Below are 16,887 nucleotides of genomic sequence, written 5' to 3'. Positions count from 1 at the left end.
GTTTCTGCGACTAAATAGATAAACGACGGAATAGAACGAGTTTTACGAATGACAATGGTTTTGCCTACTTTTCCCGAAAGAAAAGTAGGTCGAACCGAAGGTTAATCCTGAAATTAAAACTTTAATGAAAGGATTCCATTGAGAAAGCTAATATTAAACCTTCTGAATAAATAACTCACGATCAAAACGGTACTGCGGGAAAAATACACCGTCTTCTGCACGCTCACCTGCACCAATCACCATCACAGGGTATTGCTGATCATTTAGATTTAATAGTTTACGTACCAAAGGCTCATCAAAACCTTCCATCATACAACTATCAAAACCATAAGCCCGTAAAGCTAGCACTAGATTCTCACATGCTAAAGCTGTGGTTTTACTTGCCCAAAGTTTTGCATCGGCTTGATTAAATGCAGTTACAGGCAGTTGTTTGTCTAAGCTACGTGCAATTTTGAAAGCCACTTTCTTAAAGTTACCCAGTGCATTTAAGTAACCTGTCTTATAGTTATAAGGAATGAACTTATAATATTTCTGTACAGCCGCAGGTGCTTCAGGAAAAGGGAACTCGGTAATATTACGTTTTGCCATTTCATCATTACGGTCTGTACGCGCGACACATACGATCAGTTCTGACGCCGTTTTAGCTGCCAGCTGATTTAGGCAAGCTTTGACCAGTTGTTTTTTCTTGGTCGGGTTCTGTACCACATAAAAAGTCCACGGCTGTAGATTGGATGAGTTTGGCGCAAGCAGGGCCAAATCTAAACAGTCATCAAGCACATCAGCTGGAATTTCTGTCTTGGTAAATTTGCGAACCGAACGGCGGCTCTGGATGACTTTCTTAAAATTTTCGACATCGATGTCTTGTGGAGCAGGCTCAAAGTAACGCTTTTTTTCTGTAGTGTTCGACATAAGTAGTTTTTCCGAATGGGTTCTTAAATATGTTGGGACGGAAAATAAAAAAACCACTGTGTAATATGAAACACAGTGGTTTTTAGTGATTCAACGATCAAGGATTAGTTGAACTGGGTGAAATCAGGTTTACGCTTTTGCATAAATGCTGATACGGCTTCCATCATTTCTGGAGAGCCGACACGATCCATGAAAATTTCAGCTTCATGATCAATCCAAGCCACAATTTCATTTACATTGTGCTTCATCAACGCTTTAGACTGCACTAAAGAGGCTAAAGGTAAAGCAGACAATTGTGCCGCTTTTTTAGCTGCTGTAGCATACACATCATCTTCAATACTGTTCACAATATTTGCAGCAACTGCAGTTGCACTATCAAACTTCTGAGCGGTCAGCAGTAATTCAGCGGCTTTGTGATAACCTGCTTGTTCTACCAATAATTTGCTTGAAGCACCTTCTGGAGATAAACCAAGGCTGACAAATGGAATCTGGAATAGAGCAGTATTGTCGCTATATACCAAGTCACAATGTAACAGGATCGTTACCCCAATACCAATCGCCACACCACGTACAGCAGCAATCAACGGTTTAGAAAATTTTGCGGCAGATTTAAGTAAAATAAATGGAGGGCCTTCAGCCGCAGGTGCTTGACCTTTTTGCGCTGCAGATTTCATAAAATCTTGCATGTCGTTGCCAGCGGTAAAGTCCGCGTCTTCACCACGTAGAATGACAGCACGAACGCTATTGTCTAGATCTGCTTCATCTAAAGCTTTTGCGATCCATAAATAAAGTTCGCCATACAACGCATTCTTTGCTTCAGGACGGTGAATGGCTAATGTCAGTACGCCATTGTCTAATTTTGCATTCAAATGTTGATGAGGTTGTTGAATACAGCTCAGTGTCATCGTACTATCCTTGCTAGAAAGTTTGGTTTAATTTTATGGGCTCATTATGTCGCATAATTTTATGATCGACACAACTGACCAGTTCATAAAAAAGTAAAAGATTTATGCCATATACATTTGATTATCTCGTATTCATTGGTCGCTTCCAGCCATTTCACTTGGCACATATGCAAACCATCAAGATTGCTTTAGAGCAAAGTGAAAATGTCATTTTGGCTTTAGGCTCTGCGCAAAATGAACGAAATACGAAAAATCCATTTTTAGCATCTGAACGTGAAGAAATGATTTTATCGAACTTTTCAGAAGCACATCAAAAACGGATTCACTTTGTACATGTAATTGATGTTTATAATGATGTTAAATGGGTGCAATTGGTAAAAAAATTAGTGAATCATGTAGTCACACCTGAGGCGAAGGTTGGACTGATTGGCCATTTTAAAGATGATTCCTCGTATTATTTACAGCTTTTTCCTGAGTGGCAAATGGTTGAGCTCGATAGTCTACAAGACGCGATGTCTGCAACACCTGTTCGTGAGGCTTATTATCGAGGCGATATTTTAGAGCAGGCGTTTCCATTGGGGACCAGTGAGTTTTTACATAAATTCCAACAAAGTGAAATATATAAACAGTTACAACACAAATTTTTAACTCAGGACCTATCCAATTTAGACTAATGTTCTCAGTCGAATAAAAATATTTCGACGAGGATCGAGTTCCATGGATAGAAAACAACAGATGAAACAGATTGCACGTTATGCGGTCATTAAAAATGCTTTGTTGATTGCAGGTGTTACATTTGCATTCAGCACTCAAGTACAGGCCCAATCATGGACATTGACACCTCAGAGTAATGTAGGTTTTGAAATTAAATCCTTAGGTGTAACCGTTGTAAGAGCTAAGTTTAATCGTGTGCAATCTAGCATGCAGTTTGATGCCAAAGCACCACAGCATGCTTCAACGAACTTTGTCATGGATGTAAATAGCCTAAGCTTAAGTAAACCTTCACTGAAAAATATGATTTTGGGTGAAGATTTGTTTTATGCATCCAAGTACAAAACCGCTAATTTTAAAAGTACCAGTTTTAAAGATTTGGGTGGCGGTCAATATAATATTGTTGGGAACCTAACACTTCGCGGCATTACCAAGCCTGTTAGCTTTAACACGACTTTAAAACCAAGTGCCAGTAATGCCAATCTGCTGGATGTTCACTCATCAGCCGTGATTAGCCGAAGTGACTTTGGCATGAAAAAAGCCATTGCTGGTGTAGGCGAAAAAGTGAATATTCAACTGTCAGGGCAGTGGAAAGTGCAATAGAGGCTTCATATCTTAAAGACCTATATTCAGGGCTTTATTAATTCATCGCTGCGTGAGCCTGTTCAATCAAGAGATCTGTTAGCAGATTTAACTGCATCGACTGCTGTTTCCAATGATGCCAATACAAAGGCAAATCGATATTGAGTTCAGGATCCACCTCAACCAATGAGCCATCCTGGAAACGCGGTTTGGCTTGGTAATAGGGCAACCAACCATAGCCGAGTCCCATCGTAACCGCATCAAAAAATGCACTGGAAGATGGAATAAAGTGATGTGGATATTGAGTTGGATTGAGGCCAAACTTTTGTTGGATATACGCGGTGTGGAGTTGGTCTTTTGCATTAAAGATCAGTGCAGGAGCTGTACGTAGAGACTCTCGGTTGACACCTTGTTTAAACCATTGCTGCACAAAAGTTGGCGTGGCGACAAAACGATAGTTCATATCGCCAATGTATTCCGCTACGCAGCCCTTCATGGCTTGGGATTCATCTGTCACGCAGGCATTCACCAAACCGGCTTCAAGTAAGTGGTGGGTTTGCGATTGGTCATCGACCTGAAAATGCACCACGATCTTTTTTTCAATTAATGTCGACTGTAGCAAGGGCAACAGCCATGTCGCTAAGGAGTCGGCATTGGTTGCAATGTTGATTTGATAAAAAGCAGAGGTGTTCATATGACCCGTGAGGTTCTGAAAGAAACTTTGCTCTAACAGTCGGCTATGTTGCAAATAATGCAGCAGTGATTGACCTGACTGTGTGGGTCGGCAGGGTCTTTCCCGCACAATTAATAAATGTCCCAAGCTTTTTTCTAAGCTTTGTACGCGTAAAGTGACGGCTGAAGCAGTAATGCATAGCTGTTCAGCAGCAAGGTCAAAACTTCCTGTTTCTGCCACAGCTAAAAATGCGTCGCACTGTTTATGATTCAGCATATCAAGACTCACTTTAAACTAAAAATATTTTAGTTATATTGATATTTTCTAAATAATACTTAATTAAATGAAAAATGAAAGATAATCCTGACATCATCAATTAAGTTGAAAAGTCAAAATGTTAAGTACATATGTACAAGGGTTTGCAGTCGGGATGAGCCTCATTATTGCCATTGGGGCTCAAAATGCATTCGTGCTAAAACAGGGGCTCAAAAAGCAGTTCGTTTTTTGGGTGTGTCTTGTCTGTGCACTGTCGGATTCGATTTTAATTGTCTTAGGCGTTTCGGGTTTTTCAAAAGTGCTTCAGCACTATCCTGAAATTATTCAGTTTGCCAAATGGGCGGGGGCACTTTTCCTGTTTTGTTATGGATTCCAACATGCGCTGCGGGCATTCAAATCACAGCAGGGCTTGGAGGCAAGTCCCATTGAAAAGCATCATCTAGTGAATATTATTTTGCTGTGTTTGGCGCTGACTTGGCTTAATCCGCATGTGTATTTAGATACGGTTATTTTACTGGGTTCTATTTCAACTCAGTTTGAGCAACCTGCGTACTTTGCTTTAGGGGCTGTGTGTGCATCTTGGTTGTTTTTCTTTGCTTTGGGCTATGGTGCTCGCGTATTGATTCCGATTTTTGCCAATCCGAAAGCGTGGAATCTACTGGATGCGATTATTGCTTTAGTGATGTGGGGAATCGCCATTTCACTGCTTGTGAAGTAAAAGTGTGTGCAATAAAAACTATAAATTAAAAAATCACAAAAAACAAAGCCCGCATTTGCGGGCTGATGTACATTAAGCCTGTAATGCTTTTAAGTCTTCTAAAACTTGTTCAGCATGTCCCGCAGCTTTTACCTTACGATACGCTTTAACCAGCTTACCGTTATGGAAAATAAAAGTTGAGCGCTCAATACCCATCACTTTTTTACCATACATATTTTTTTCTTTAATCACATCAAAGTGTTTACACAGCACTTCTTCTTTGTCGCTAATTAAATTAATGGTTAAAGCCTGCTTTTCTGTAAAATTCTGGTGCGCTTTAACCGAGTCACGTGAAACACCAATGATTGTGGTTTGTAGGGCATCGAACTGATCTTTTAAACATGAAAAACCAACGGCTTGAGTTGTGCAACCAGGCGTTGAATCTTTCGGGTAAAAATACACAATCAGCCACTCAGTCGGCACTTCAGTTAAGTTCACTTCACCCGTTGTGGCTGGAAAGTTCTGATTTGGGAGTTGGATGGTATCAGTCATGTTCTATCCTTAAATGTCGCGTTGTTCTAATTCAAGTGGTAAAAAGGCATAATTTTCGTGATACAGAATATCACCTTTAACGACCGAAAGTGGATGTTTGAAAATTGGGCCATCAATCACCGTAGTGTGGAATTCACCCGCTTCACCACAAGGGTCAATACCTCTTGCAACCAGTTCATTGACATATTCAAGGCTAAGCACTTGACCTAAGTCTTCAACTGTCATGCCTAAGTTTAAGTTGACCGTAACGATGATGCTTTGAAAACCAAGCTGAATAAGCTCATGCACAATGTCTGAACGTGGACGTTGCCACAATGGCATACATAAGCTGAGCTCACTTTTATCGCAAACGGATTGATTCCATTCAGCATGTGCCATTAAATCAATATCACCTGTGACTAAACTTTCTGCTCCAAGAGCTTGAGCTTTTCGTAACAGTTGAATGAACTGGTTTTCATAGTCTTGCCATGTCGCAGAGGCACTGTAGATGGGAAGCTCAATTGCTTTGGCCTGCGCATGAATAATTTCGAGGGACATTCCATGTGAGCGTGATTTCAGACCTTGCTCTTCTAACATGACAATTAATGCAACAGGTTCACCCATTTGCATCGCTTGGTATAAAGCAAGGCTGCTGTCTTTTCCACCACTATATGACGCAACAAATTTGCGATTTTGGGCGCGTGTATTCCATTCGGTGAGCATATTTTCAGGTTCTATCTATTTTGAACATATAAAAAAGCCTGCATAGAGCAGGCTTTATTCACATTCAGTGAATTATTTTTTCGGAGCAGCTTTCATTGCTTCTTCAGTTAAAGATTTTAATTTACCTGTTAACTGTGGACCGAAACATGTTTGCAAGTCTTTATTTTGCTTTTGTACAAAAGCTAAAGTAGATGGGCTTTTCTTTTGGTTGATCGCACTTTGGATTTCCCATTTTTGTGCATTGGTCAACTTACCATCAGCTTCAACTGCACAAGTACAGTATTTGCTTACTTCTGCTGCGCTAAGCTTTTTGCTTTTTGCAGTTTCTTCTTTACAAACATTAATTAATGCCGATTTTACATTGCTGCTTTTATACGCTTCTTGTAATTTGTTCGATTCAGCAGCATTTGAAGCTGTAGCGAACAATGCAGCTGCAGACACCAATGTAGAAAGCAAAATGTTTGATTTTAAATTTTTCATAAACTGTACCTTGTCGTTACGGTATATAACGCGTTGGGTCTGTTACGCCAGCATCTGCAAAACCTTCTTTACGAAGACGGCAGCTGTCGCATTTCCCACAAGCACGTCCTTGGTCATCTGCTTGGTAGCAAGACACCGTTTGACTATAGTCTACGCCATGTTCTATACCTAAGCGAATAATATTTGCTTTGGATAAATGTAACAGAGGTGTTTCAAATTTAAGAGGTTTTCCTTCAACGCCAACCTTGGTTGCAAGGCGAGCCATGTTGGCAAATGCCTCAATAAATTCAGGACGACAGTCAGGATACCCTGAATAATCAACAGCATTAATACCAATCACAATGGCTTCGGCATCTAAAACTTCTGCTGCTGCTAGGGCATAAGATAAGAAAATCGTGTTACGTGCTGGAACATAAGTTACAGGAATACCGACTTGTTCATGATCTGGAACATCAATGCTATGGTCTGTTAACGCAGAACCGCCCAAATTACCTAAGTCGATATTAATGACACGATGTTCTACGCCTGCTTTTTTTGTCAGTTCGCGTGCGGCATCGAGCTCAGTGGTTGAGCGTTGACCATACATAAAGCTGAGCGCTGTACAGTCATACTGTGCTTGCGCCCATGCTAAACAAGTTGTTGAGTCTAAACCGCCAGATAACAAAACTATGGCACGAGGGCGCATACAAATTTCTCCAAATATAAATTAAAGATGAATAGGCAATGTATTAGCGACCAGTTTCGTCATTCCAAAGCAACTTGTGGAGTTGGAGTTGGAAGCAAACAGGGAGATGGTCTTCTAATATCCATTGCGCTAAGTCACGTGCAAGTTGAGGTAAACGAGTAGCACCTTTCTCAACGGCAAAAGCAGGAGAGAACCATACTGTGCTGACTTTTTCATTGAGTTTATAGTCTTCAACTTGCTGTTTTGACCATTCATAATCCTCACGGTTACAAATGACAAATTTGATTTGGTCGTGCTGGGTTAAATGGTCGAGATTCGAAAGCAAATTTCGTGCAACTTCACCTGAAGTTGGGGTTTTCAAATCTAATACTTTTGAAACACGTGGGTCAACCTTAGACACATCTAAAGCGCCACTGGTTTCTAAAGAGACTTGACAGCCGAGGTCAGCAAGACGTTGCATTAAAGGCAACGCATTGGGCTGTGCAAGAGGTTCACCACCTGTCACGCAGACATAAGGGGTTTTAAAATCAAGCGTGGTTTGAATAATCTGATCTAAAGATTGGCGTTCGCCACCTTCAAACGAGTAGGTCGTATCGCAGTATGTACAACGTAGTGGACAACCCGTTAAACGAATAAAAACTGTTGGCAGTCCTGAGGTGTTGGCTTCTCCTTGCAAAGAATAAAAGATCTCCGTGATACGTAGACCCGCAGAAGGATCAGAAACAGGGATAGCAGAAGATCGAAGCGTATTCATAGCAAAATTAAACCACAGGTTAGAAAAACAAAAATCTCTACGGCTAGTCTTAACCGTAGAGATGAGGAACTTGAGTTCCGCACGACAACTAAAAATTATTCGTCGCGTAGTAAATCGTTCAAGCTCGTTTTAGAACGTGTTTGTGCATCTACTTTTTTTACGATGATTGCAGCATACAGGCTGTAAGTACCACATTTAGAAGGTAAGCTCCCCGCAACTACAACAGAACCTGCTGGTACACGGCCGTAGTGAATTTCGCCAGTTGCGCGGTCAAAAATCTTAGTTGATTGACCGATGAACACGCCCATAGAAATTACAGAACCTTCTTCTACAATCACACCTTCTACGATTTCAGAACGTGCACCGATGAAGCAGTTGTCTTCAATAATCGTTGGGTTCGCTTGAAGTGGCTCAAGAACACCACCAATACCTACACCACCAGATAGGTGAACATTTTTACCAATTTGAGCACATGAACCAACAGTCGCCCATGTGTCAACCATGGTGCCTTCGTCAACATATGCACCAATGTTCACATAAGAAGGCATTAACACCACGTTTTTCGCTTGGAAAGAACCTTTACGGGCAACCGCAGGAGGAACAACACGTACGCCAGCCGCTTTAAACTGTTCTTCAGTCCAACCTGTAAATTTAGTATCTACTTTGTCGTAGAATTGAAGGTCACATGACTCAATTGGTTTGTTGTCATTTAGTTTAAATGATAAAAGCACAGCTTTTTTCACCCATTGATGAACAACCCACTCACCATCAATTTTTTCAGCAACACGTAATGTCCCGTTATCTAAACCAGCAATGACTTCTTCAACTGCTGCACGAACTTCAGCAGGACAGTCCGCTGCTGTAAAATTCGCACGGTCTTCAAACGCTTGTTCAATAATTGTTGAAAGCTGAGACATGATCTTCCTTCCAGAAAAAAATTTTCCTGATTTTACACTAAATTGTGCAGAGAATAGATGAAAAAACAGCATAGGATCGGAAATAATAATGAATGATTGGATATAAGACTTTTAGGGCTGGTTTAACTGGAGGATTAAGTAAAGAATTGTGATTTAAAACAACAAGAAAGTATAAAATGTATCAAAAAATAACAAAAACAACCTAAATCTAGAATAAAAAACAGTCAAGAGGTGTTTTATGATGGGCTCATTAAAAAATTGTAGTAAATGATGTAAAAAATCTTTGATTGGAGGAGAAAAAAACATGAAATCATTACGTTTAGTTGCAATTGCAGCAGCAATGTCAGCAGTCGCAGGTACAGCTTTTGCTGATGATGCAGTCGTAAAAGATGGTTATGCTTTTGACCAAAATAAATTAATTCCTACTGGTGTTCGTGCTGAAGTCGGTACAACAGGTTATGGTGGCGCTTTGTTGTGGACAGCTAACCCATATGTGGGTTTAGCGTTAGGTTACAACGGTGGTGACATTTCATGGTCTGATGATTTGTCTATCGATGGCACCAAATACGACATGGATATGGACAACAGCCTTGCTTATTTAAATGCTGAGATTCGTCCATGGGGTACAAGTACAAATCGATGGGCTCAAGGTTTATACGTTGCAGCTGGTGTAGGTTACATTGATAACGATTATGCATTGAGCAAACGTTTGAATAATTCAAATGACACAATCAAAATTGATGGTAAGAACTTCAATGCTCCATCAGGTAGTGGTTCTGTCGATGGTTCTTTAGCATATAAAAATGATATTGCTCCATATGTAGGTTTTGGTTTAGCACCTAAGATTAATCAAAACTGGGGTGTATTTGGTGAAGTGGGTGCTTACTACACAGGTAACCCTTCTGTAAATTTAACAGCGACAGGATTACAAGAAGTCGGTGGTTCAACTTCAGGTCAAACTGCTGCTGATAATGAAGCGCGTAAAATTGCGAATGACGATAAATACGAGTGGATGCCAGTTGCAAAACTAGGTGTAAGTTACCACTGGTAATTAACACATAAAAAACGAGCTTCGGCTCGTTTTTTTATGTCTGACTTTAGCTAAATTCTTTAAAAATGATGGGCAAATTTGAGTCCTAAGATCCATGCATCATTATCATTCAGCGCTGAAAGTCCTGTAATGTTTGCCAGTGGGTTTGAGTCAGAAGATGTTTTAGACTTCTTAAAACGCAAATAATATAGACCAGCCGCGATATCAAATTCAGTGTTGTATGTGTACATGCTGCCTAGACCAATACCTTGATAACCATCACTTGGATTAAGCGTAGATGCAGGATTATTAATCCCAGAGTCCCAGAGCAGTTCCATAGTACTCAACCACTTTTTGTTCCATACGTGTGCTAGGCCAAGTTTTGCAGACCATTGATCTTCATTGTACTGAATAAGTTTGACGTCTTTGGCTTCAGGGTAAAGTATCGCTGCATAATCGATCACGGCTTGAAATTTGGGTGGTTGAATGACAAAGTCTTGCCAATTCACCCAGCGTAGCGTTCCGTACAAGATATTTTGATAAGGGAGTCCTGTCATGAAATCAAGGTTTACCGATTGTGGTGTTTTCACCTCCATCACATTGGGGGTGTCTACGCCGACCTCGATAGACTCTGTTGTGGTCATTTCATGCTTAATGGCTGAGCGATAGGTCAAAGATGTTCTAAAATAATATTCAGGAATTTGATAACTAATCCCTGCTAACCAGCCCAAGCTTTCATCTTGCTTAAACTTGGCATCATAGCCATCAAACACAGAATAGGTCTGACCTTGGGCTTTTAAAGAGCCTGCAAAACTTTGATAGCTTAAACCACCATAGACTTCCCATTGTGGGCTGAATTGATAGCCTAAAAGCGAGCTGAGATTATGACTTTCAAAGTCGATATCGGCAGATTCAACCTCATGACTTTCACCATAAATCTTTGGGCGATAGTGATAATCGATGTCTATAGCAAAAGGCTGGTCATAAATGACAGCAAAGTTGAATTGAGAATTTAGTTGGAGTTTTAGTGCAGCTCCCAGCATTACTTGTTCATTGCTTAAATTGCCTGTTGAAAAGTCAGTGATGCCAAACTGTTGCAGTATCTCTGTATGCTGAACTTGGCCAGAAACATCTGGATCAATATAAGCCAGAGAAATTTCTGCATAATTTCCACGTTCAAAAAAGGGTTGTATTGTTTGACCTGACAGTTCAAAAGCAGCAGCAAAACATGATCCCGACGAATAGAAACATAAACAAAGTAATGGAGAGCCCAACAGATTTTTACTCACTGTTATTGCTCACTATTGTTTTTATCAGTTGATCAAATAATACACCATACCCGTTTAAAGTATATGGATTTAAAAATAAAAAAAGAGGCTTGGAGGCCTCTTTTTGAAAATAAGAATGGTTTAGTCTTCTGGATAAGCCACTCTTTTCAGTGCTTTAATGTCTGCATCTGGCGAGCAGAGTGAGATAAATTCATAGCCATAGCCACGCAGGAGGTGACCTTTACGCACTGCAATCCATGTGGTATTGAGACCAAAAATATCGGTTGGAATTTGTTTTAAACGGTAGTCACGCTCAACGTCATATGCCACATTGTTGACAATACCAACACCCATATTCAGTTCGACATAGGTTTTAATTACATCGGCATCTAAAGCAGACATTACGATGTCGACATCCACACCAGCATCTTCAAAAGCTTTGTCAATTTTTGAACGGCCTGTGAAACCGCCGTGATAGGTAATCAGTGGATATTCCGCCAAGTCTGCAATACTAATATTTTGTTTGCTTGCCAGTGGGTGGTTTTGAGGGGTAATAATGCTGTGCTGCCAATTATAGAACGGTACACTAGCCAGATTGTCCTCAGTGGTGAGTGACTCAGTTGCAATACCAATATCAGCTTCACCTTGTAGAAGCATTTCGGTAATTTCAACAGGGCTGGCTTGTTGCAAAATAAGATGAACTTTTGGAAACTCTTTTTTGAATTGATTGACAATCGGCGGTAGTACATAACGCGCTTGCGTATGTGTAGTCGCAATCGTCAAGGTGCCTTCATCGACACGGTTAAAATCATCTGCCAGACGCTTAATATTGTCTGCGTCGACCAACATGCGTTCAACAATACCCAGTAGTGCTTGACCTGGTTCAGTTAAACCCAGTAAGCGTTTCCCTTTACGAATAAAAAGCTGTACGCCTAATTCATCTTCTAGGTCTTTGATGTGCTTGCTGACGCCTGATTGAGAGGTATACAGTGCAGCAGAGGCTTCGGTGAGGTTGAAGTTTTGTCTCACCGTTTCTCGAATAATTCTGAGTTGTTGAAAGTTCATATTTTTGGATCTCTTTTATGATGAATGAGGCATTCAACATGCCCCATTCAATTGGTCTTAAGCCGCAGGTTTTGCAAATAAATGCAAGTTTGATGGGCTTAACCATACCGTTTGATTAGGTCTAAATTGGTGTAATTTTGCTTCTTCAGAAGTCAGTGAGATTTCAATCAGTTTGCCTTGGCGATCATGGAGCTCTGCAACCACTTTGCCCGCGATCCATAATTCTCGAACGAATGTTGCTTGGATGGCATTGTCTTGCGGCTGTGCATGGATCCTTAATTCATCTGGACGGGCAAAGGCAATCACGTCGCCCGAAGGTGCATTACGTAAAGAATCTAATTGAATGCGGTCTTCACCAATTTGGATCGTCCCTGCGTTATTTTGACCTTCGAAACGGTTTGCTTGACCTAAAAAGTCAAACACAAACGGTGTTGCAGGCTTTTCATAAACCTCACGGGGAGAACCAATTTGCTCGACATTCCCTTTATTCATCACAATGATTTGATCTGCGACTTCTAAAGCTTCTTCTTGGTCATGCGTTACAAAGATTGAGGTGATATGAAGTTCATCATGCAAAGTACGTAACCAACGACGGAGCTCTTTACGTACTTTTGCATCCAAAGCACCAAAAGGTTCATCCAGTAACAGTACGCGTGGTTCAACTGCTAAAGCACGTGCCAGTGCAATACGTTGACGCTGGCCGCCTGAGAGTTGTGCTGGGTAACGATCTGCCAAGAAGCCCAATTGGACTAAGTCCAGCAAACGCGTGACACGTTTTTTAATTTCAGCTTCAGATGGGCGTGTTGCACGTGGGCGAACGCGGAGACCAAAAGCAATATTGTCAAATACGCTCATATGGCGAAACAAGGCATAGTGTTGAAATACAAAACCAACTTCACGTTCACGTACGTGTACATTGGTTGCATCTTCACCTTCCAAGATGACTTGACCGCCATCTGCGGACTCAAGACCTGCAATAATACGAAGCAGGGTGGTTTTACCACAGCCTGATGGGCCGAGTAATGCAACCAATTGACCATCAGGAAAATCGAGAGAAATGTTATTTAGCGCATGGAATGCACCAAAGTGTTTTTCAATATTTTTAACTTGAATACTCATGAGGTCATTCCTTTAAACTGTTGAATCATTATGTTTGTTTTGCTTTTCTTGGCGAATCTCAACCCATGTTTTTAACACAAGGGTCACAATCGCTAAAAGCGCCAAGAGTGAAGACACAGCAAAAGCCGCACTGAAGGTATATTCGTTATAGAGAATCTCGACATGCAGAGGTAATGTATTGGTTTCACCACGAATATGGCCTGAAACTACCGATACTGCACCAAACTCACCCATGGCACGTGCATTACACAGAATGACGCCGTAAATTAAACCCCATTTAATGTTGGGTAGGGTCACTTTCCAAAAGGTTTGCCAGCCTGATGCACCTAGTACAATCGCAGCTTCTTCTTCTTCAGTTCCTTGGGCTTCCATGAGCGGAATAAGTTCACGTGCAACAAAAGGAACGGTGATAAAGATCGTTGCTAATACAATGGCAGGAACGGCATACAAAATTTTGATGTCGTTATCCATAAGCCAACTACCAAACCAACCTTGCGTACCAAAAATCAGTACCAGCATTAAGCCCGCGATAACAGGGGATACTGAAAATGGCATATCAATAATTGTGGTTAAGATGGATTTACCACGAAAGTTAAATTTGGCCACACACCAAGCGGCTGCAACACCAAATACGACATTCAGTGGGACTGCAATCACCGCGGTTAATAAAGTGAGTTTGACGGCGGAGAGCGTGTCTGGATGAACCAAGGCTTGTGCATAGACGCCAACCCCTTGTTTAAAGGCCTCAACGAACACCAAAATCAGCGGTAAGATCAAACAGCTCAAAAAGAACAGCAGAGCAATCGTAATCAGGGTGTACCGAACCCAAGTTGGCTCACGTGTTGCATCACGCGATTGTAGCTTTTCAGCAAGCGCATTACTGTTGATATTCATCGTGCTGTTCTCCCTGTACGACGGCTTGCCCATGCTTGTAACAAGTTAATCAGGAATAAAATGGCAAAAGACAGCACCAACATGACGACTGCAATCGTGGTTGCACCTGCATAGTCATATTCTTCTAAGCGCGAAATAATCATGAGTGGTGCAATTTCTGTTTTAAACGGTTGGTTCCCAGCAATAAAGATCACTGAACCGTATTCACCGACGCCACGTGCAAAGGCAAGTGCAAAACCAGTAATGAGTGCTGGAAATAAAATCGGCAAAATCACTTTGGTCACAATCTGTAGACGGTTGGCACCTAATGCTGCTGCTGCTTCTTCTAACTCTGTTTCCAAGTCACTCAGGACAGGTTGCACAGTCCGCACTACAAAAGGAATACCAATAAAAATCAGTGCTAAGGTAATACCAATTGGGGTATAGGCCACTTGAATCCCTAAAGGCTCAAGATACTGACCGATCCAACCTGTAGGCGCATAAAGCGAGGTGAGTGCAATACCTGCAACCGCCGTGGGTAAGGCAAACGGCAAGTCGACCAAGGCATCTACAATGCGTTTACCCGGAAAACGGTAACGAACTAAACACCATGCTAGAAGTAGACCAAAAACCACATTAATAAACGCGGCGATCAGGGCTGTACTAAAACTGAGTTGCAAAGATTTTAAAATACGTTCTGAACTTAAAATTTCCCATAAACCATCCCAACCAATGCCTAAAGATTTAATAAAAACAGCGGACAATGGAATAAGAACGATTAATGACAAATATGCTAGGGTAAAGCCTAGAGAAAGACCAAATCCTGGCAGCACTCGGGATCGCTGCGACATGATTACTCCTCAAAGAGAGAAAGCTGACCTAAAAAGAGTCAGCTCAAATAAAACTGAATTTCGGCACAAGTATCAATTACAGCGTTTAAATTGCAAATTTAAATAAATACTTGCTTTCATTGTAAAAACTAATGTTTTTTAGCACACTTTCTGAAATCAAAAAATCATAAATTTCAGGGAATGGTCCAAAACCTGACGCAACATTAATATGTCCGACTTGGCCCAAGTTCTTAGGCCTAATTTTCCATGCTTTTGCCAGTTTCAGCGCATCTTGAAAATTGAGCCAAGGATCATTTTCACTGATGATCATTTGGGTAGGAACTTGTAGCTTGAGTTGGTGGAAATACTGTTGATAGTTGTTTTGGCTATCACGAGCAAAACCAGCATCACCAAAGCGAGCAGGGTTAGCTGGCGCAACCAAAACTAAATTTTTGATTTTTTGATTTAGTTCAGGGTGCTGTGCTAAAGCCGCGACTGTCGTTAAACAGCCAAAGCTATGCGCCACAATTTGAATCGGTTCCTGAATGGATTGAACCGTTTTGATAAATTGTTCAATCCACTCATGGAGTACGGGTTTATTCCAATCCTGCTGCTGTACACGAGAGCATGACTTGAGCTGACGTTGTAACCACGATTGCCAGTGGTCATGTTCACTTCCACCCACGCCCGGTACAATTACAGTATGAATCATGTCGATGCTCCCTTACAGCTATTTACTGGACTCGGTTTTATTTCGTCGTATTGGCTTTCACAATTTGGTCAAATACACCACCATTTTCAAAGTGCTGTTTTTGTACCTTAGTCCAACCACCAAATTCTTTATCAATGGTCACCAACTTCAACGGTTTGAATGTGGTTGCATATTTTTTCAAGACGCTTGCATTACGTGGGCGATAGAAGTTTTTCGCCGCAATTTCCTGTCCAGCAGGTGAATACAAATAGTTGAGATATGCTTTAGCCAGATTCAGATTGCCATCTTTTTCCGCATTCTTTTCAACAATGGTAACGGGTGGTTCTGCCAAAATAGACAGCGAAGGCGTCACGATTTCAAATTTACCCGGTTGTTCACGAATTGCTAAGTGTGCTTCGTTTTCCCATGCTAAGAGAACATCACCGATACCGCGTTCAGCAAAAGTTGTGGTTGCACCACGTGCACCTGAATCCAGCACTTTGGTATTTTTATAAATTTTACGCACGAATTCTTGTGCTTTGGCATCGTTACCCGCAGGTTGATGTTTCGCCCAAGCCCAAGCTGCTAAATAGTTCCAGCGTGCACCGCCCGATGTTTTTGGATTTGGTGTAATAATGCCAACACCTGGCTTAACAAGGTCGCCCCAGTCTTTAATACCTTGAGGGTTACCTTTACGGACGAGGAACACGATAGTTGAAGTATATGGTGTCGAGTTATTGGGTAATTTCTTTTGCCAGTTGGTCGGTAAAAGTTTTGCTTTTTCAGCAATCACATCGATATCTGCTGCAAGAGCAAGTGTCACAACATCTGCACCTAAACCATCAATGACCGAACGGGCTTGTTTACCCGAGCCGCCGTGAGACTGTTTAAAGTTAATGTCTTGTCCTGTGCGTTGTTTCCAATAAGCGCCAAACTGTTTGTTGACATCTTCATACAGTTCGCGTGTTGGATCATACGACACGTTAAGGAAATCTTTTGCTGCAACACCAAAAGATGTGACTGAAACTAGCGCTGCTAGTACCCCAATTTTTAACTTAGATAAGCTCATGTGAGACCTCAAATTTTAAACGTTCTTAAACATGAGGCAAGAATACTGTGAGTCTTATTGCTAAAAAAATAATAAAAAATGAATTTTATATGAATAAAA

At 41.1% G+C, this 16,887-nt stretch carries 20 protein-coding genes; 4 read left to right on the top strand and 16 right to left on the bottom strand.

What is annotated here, in order from left to right; genetic code table 11:
* Positions 1-153 precede the first annotated feature (153 nt).
* Both AC4MC0_RS10840 and AC4MC0_RS10835 read right to left on the bottom strand, forming a co-directional pair.
* Positions 154-909 (bottom strand): nitroreductase family protein, encoded by a 756-nt coding sequence (locus AC4MC0_RS10840; protein ID WP_178927847.1) that lies wholly within the window; start codon positions 907-909, stop codon positions 154-156.
* Between the two features lie 104 nt (positions 910-1,013).
* Positions 1,014-1,814 (bottom strand): enoyl-CoA hydratase-related protein, encoded by an 801-nt coding sequence (locus tag AC4MC0_RS10835; RefSeq protein ID WP_183173813.1) that lies wholly within the window; start codon positions 1,812-1,814, stop codon positions 1,014-1,016.
* Between the two features lie 104 nt (positions 1,815-1,918).
* On the opposite strand from AC4MC0_RS10835, the gene AC4MC0_RS10830 reads away from it, so the two are divergent.
* Together AC4MC0_RS10830 and AC4MC0_RS10825 are read left to right on the top strand one after the other, a co-directional pair.
* On the top strand, positions 1,919-2,488 hold the full coding sequence (locus AC4MC0_RS10830) for a nicotinate-nicotinamide nucleotide adenylyltransferase (protein ID WP_126036059.1): 570 nt from the start codon (positions 1,919-1,921) through the stop codon (positions 2,486-2,488).
* A 43-nt stretch (positions 2,489-2,531) separates the two neighbouring features.
* Positions 2,532-3,128 carry a YceI family protein gene (locus AC4MC0_RS10825; RefSeq protein WP_183173814.1) on the top strand — a complete coding sequence of 199 codons (597 nt, stop codon included), beginning with the start codon at positions 2,532-2,534 and terminating at the stop codon, positions 3,126-3,128.
* A 37-nt stretch (positions 3,129-3,165) separates the two neighbouring features.
* Here AC4MC0_RS10825 and AC4MC0_RS10820 read toward each other — a convergent pair whose 3' ends face one another.
* Positions 3,166-4,056, bottom strand: a complete 891-nt coding sequence (locus tag AC4MC0_RS10820; RefSeq protein WP_279043685.1) for a LysR family transcriptional regulator ArgP — start codon at positions 4,054-4,056, stop codon at positions 3,166-3,168.
* Between the two features lie 118 nt (positions 4,057-4,174).
* Between AC4MC0_RS10820 and AC4MC0_RS10815 the strand changes: the two genes are divergently transcribed.
* Positions 4,175-4,774, top strand: coding sequence for a LysE/ArgO family amino acid transporter (locus AC4MC0_RS10815; protein ID WP_279043684.1), 600 nt, complete (start codon positions 4,175-4,177; stop codon positions 4,772-4,774).
* A gap of 72 nt (positions 4,775-4,846) precedes the next feature.
* On the opposite strand, the gene AC4MC0_RS10810 is transcribed toward AC4MC0_RS10815, so the two are convergent.
* From AC4MC0_RS10810 to dapD, 6 genes are all read right to left on the bottom strand, one after another.
* Complete coding sequence (locus AC4MC0_RS10810; protein ID WP_183176171.1) at positions 4,847-5,305, bottom strand: peroxiredoxin; 459 nt, start codon at positions 5,303-5,305, stop codon at positions 4,847-4,849.
* Positions 5,306-5,314: 9 nt separating this feature from the next.
* A complete protein-coding gene (locus AC4MC0_RS10805; RefSeq protein ID WP_490737970.1) occupies positions 5,315-6,007 on the bottom strand; it encodes a Dph6-related ATP pyrophosphatase in 693 nt (230 codons plus the stop codon).
* Between the two features lie 72 nt (positions 6,008-6,079).
* Positions 6,080-6,487 (bottom strand): hypothetical protein, encoded by a 408-nt coding sequence (locus tag AC4MC0_RS10800; protein ID WP_004693833.1) that lies wholly within the window; start codon positions 6,485-6,487, stop codon positions 6,080-6,082.
* A 16-nt stretch (positions 6,488-6,503) separates the two neighbouring features.
* Complete coding sequence (queC, locus tag AC4MC0_RS10795) at positions 6,504-7,172, bottom strand: 7-cyano-7-deazaguanine synthase QueC (protein WP_004693831.1); 669 nt, start codon at positions 7,170-7,172, stop codon at positions 6,504-6,506.
* Between the two features lie 43 nt (positions 7,173-7,215).
* The gene (gene queE, locus AC4MC0_RS10790) at positions 7,216-7,926 is read right to left on the bottom strand and encodes a 7-carboxy-7-deazaguanine synthase QueE (RefSeq protein WP_078425990.1); all 711 of its coding nucleotides are present in this window, start codon (positions 7,924-7,926) and stop codon (positions 7,216-7,218) included.
* A 95-nt stretch (positions 7,927-8,021) separates the two neighbouring features.
* Entirely contained in the window at positions 8,022-8,843 is an 822-nt protein-coding gene (dapD, locus tag AC4MC0_RS10785) for a 2,3,4,5-tetrahydropyridine-2,6-dicarboxylate N-succinyltransferase (protein WP_004693827.1), read from the bottom strand.
* Positions 8,844-9,147: 304 nt separating this feature from the next.
* Here dapD and carO point away from each other — a divergent pair, with 304 nt between their 5' ends.
* On the top strand, positions 9,148-9,894 hold the full coding sequence (carO, locus tag AC4MC0_RS10780) for an ornithine uptake porin CarO (protein WP_078425991.1): 747 nt from the start codon (positions 9,148-9,150) through the stop codon (positions 9,892-9,894).
* A 59-nt stretch (positions 9,895-9,953) separates the two neighbouring features.
* On the opposite strand, the gene AC4MC0_RS10775 is transcribed toward carO, so the two are convergent.
* From AC4MC0_RS10775 to AC4MC0_RS10745, 7 genes are all read right to left on the bottom strand, one after another.
* Complete coding sequence (locus tag AC4MC0_RS10775) at positions 9,954-11,162, bottom strand: outer membrane protein transport protein (RefSeq protein WP_078425992.1); 1,209 nt, start codon at positions 11,160-11,162, stop codon at positions 9,954-9,956.
* 120 nt (positions 11,163-11,282) lie between these two features.
* Positions 11,283-12,206, bottom strand: coding sequence for a CysB family HTH-type transcriptional regulator (locus AC4MC0_RS10770; RefSeq protein WP_114837097.1), 924 nt, complete (start codon positions 12,204-12,206; stop codon positions 11,283-11,285).
* A 57-nt stretch (positions 12,207-12,263) separates the two neighbouring features.
* Positions 12,264-13,325 carry a sulfate/molybdate ABC transporter ATP-binding protein gene (locus tag AC4MC0_RS10765; RefSeq protein WP_279043683.1) on the bottom strand — a complete coding sequence of 354 codons (1,062 nt, stop codon included), beginning with the start codon at positions 13,323-13,325 and terminating at the stop codon, positions 12,264-12,266.
* 12 nt (positions 13,326-13,337) lie between these two features.
* On the bottom strand, positions 13,338-14,219 hold the full coding sequence (cysW, locus tag AC4MC0_RS10760; protein WP_004693818.1) for a sulfate ABC transporter permease subunit CysW: 882 nt from the start codon (positions 14,217-14,219) through the stop codon (positions 13,338-13,340).
* Positions 14,216-15,049, bottom strand: coding sequence for a sulfate ABC transporter permease subunit CysT (gene cysT, locus AC4MC0_RS10755; RefSeq protein WP_062034663.1), 834 nt, complete (start codon positions 15,047-15,049; stop codon positions 14,216-14,218). Before cysT ends, cysW begins: the two co-directional genes overlap by 4 nt.
* 85 nt (positions 15,050-15,134) lie before the next feature.
* A complete protein-coding gene (locus tag AC4MC0_RS10750) occupies positions 15,135-15,740 on the bottom strand; it encodes an alpha/beta hydrolase (RefSeq protein WP_279043682.1) in 606 nt (201 codons plus the stop codon).
* 37 nt (positions 15,741-15,777) lie between these two features.
* Positions 15,778-16,788: a sulfate ABC transporter substrate-binding protein gene (locus tag AC4MC0_RS10745; RefSeq protein ID WP_004693812.1), complete on the bottom strand. Its 1,011-nt coding sequence runs from the start codon at positions 16,786-16,788 to the stop codon at positions 15,778-15,780.
* Positions 16,789-16,887: the final 99 nt, after the last annotated feature.

It is taken from the genome of Acinetobacter sp. CAU_H_S139_7, from assembly GCF_058599305.1.
The sequence above is the reverse complement of the archived record's forward strand: the minus strand, read 5'-3'. Positions and strand labels throughout refer to the sequence as shown.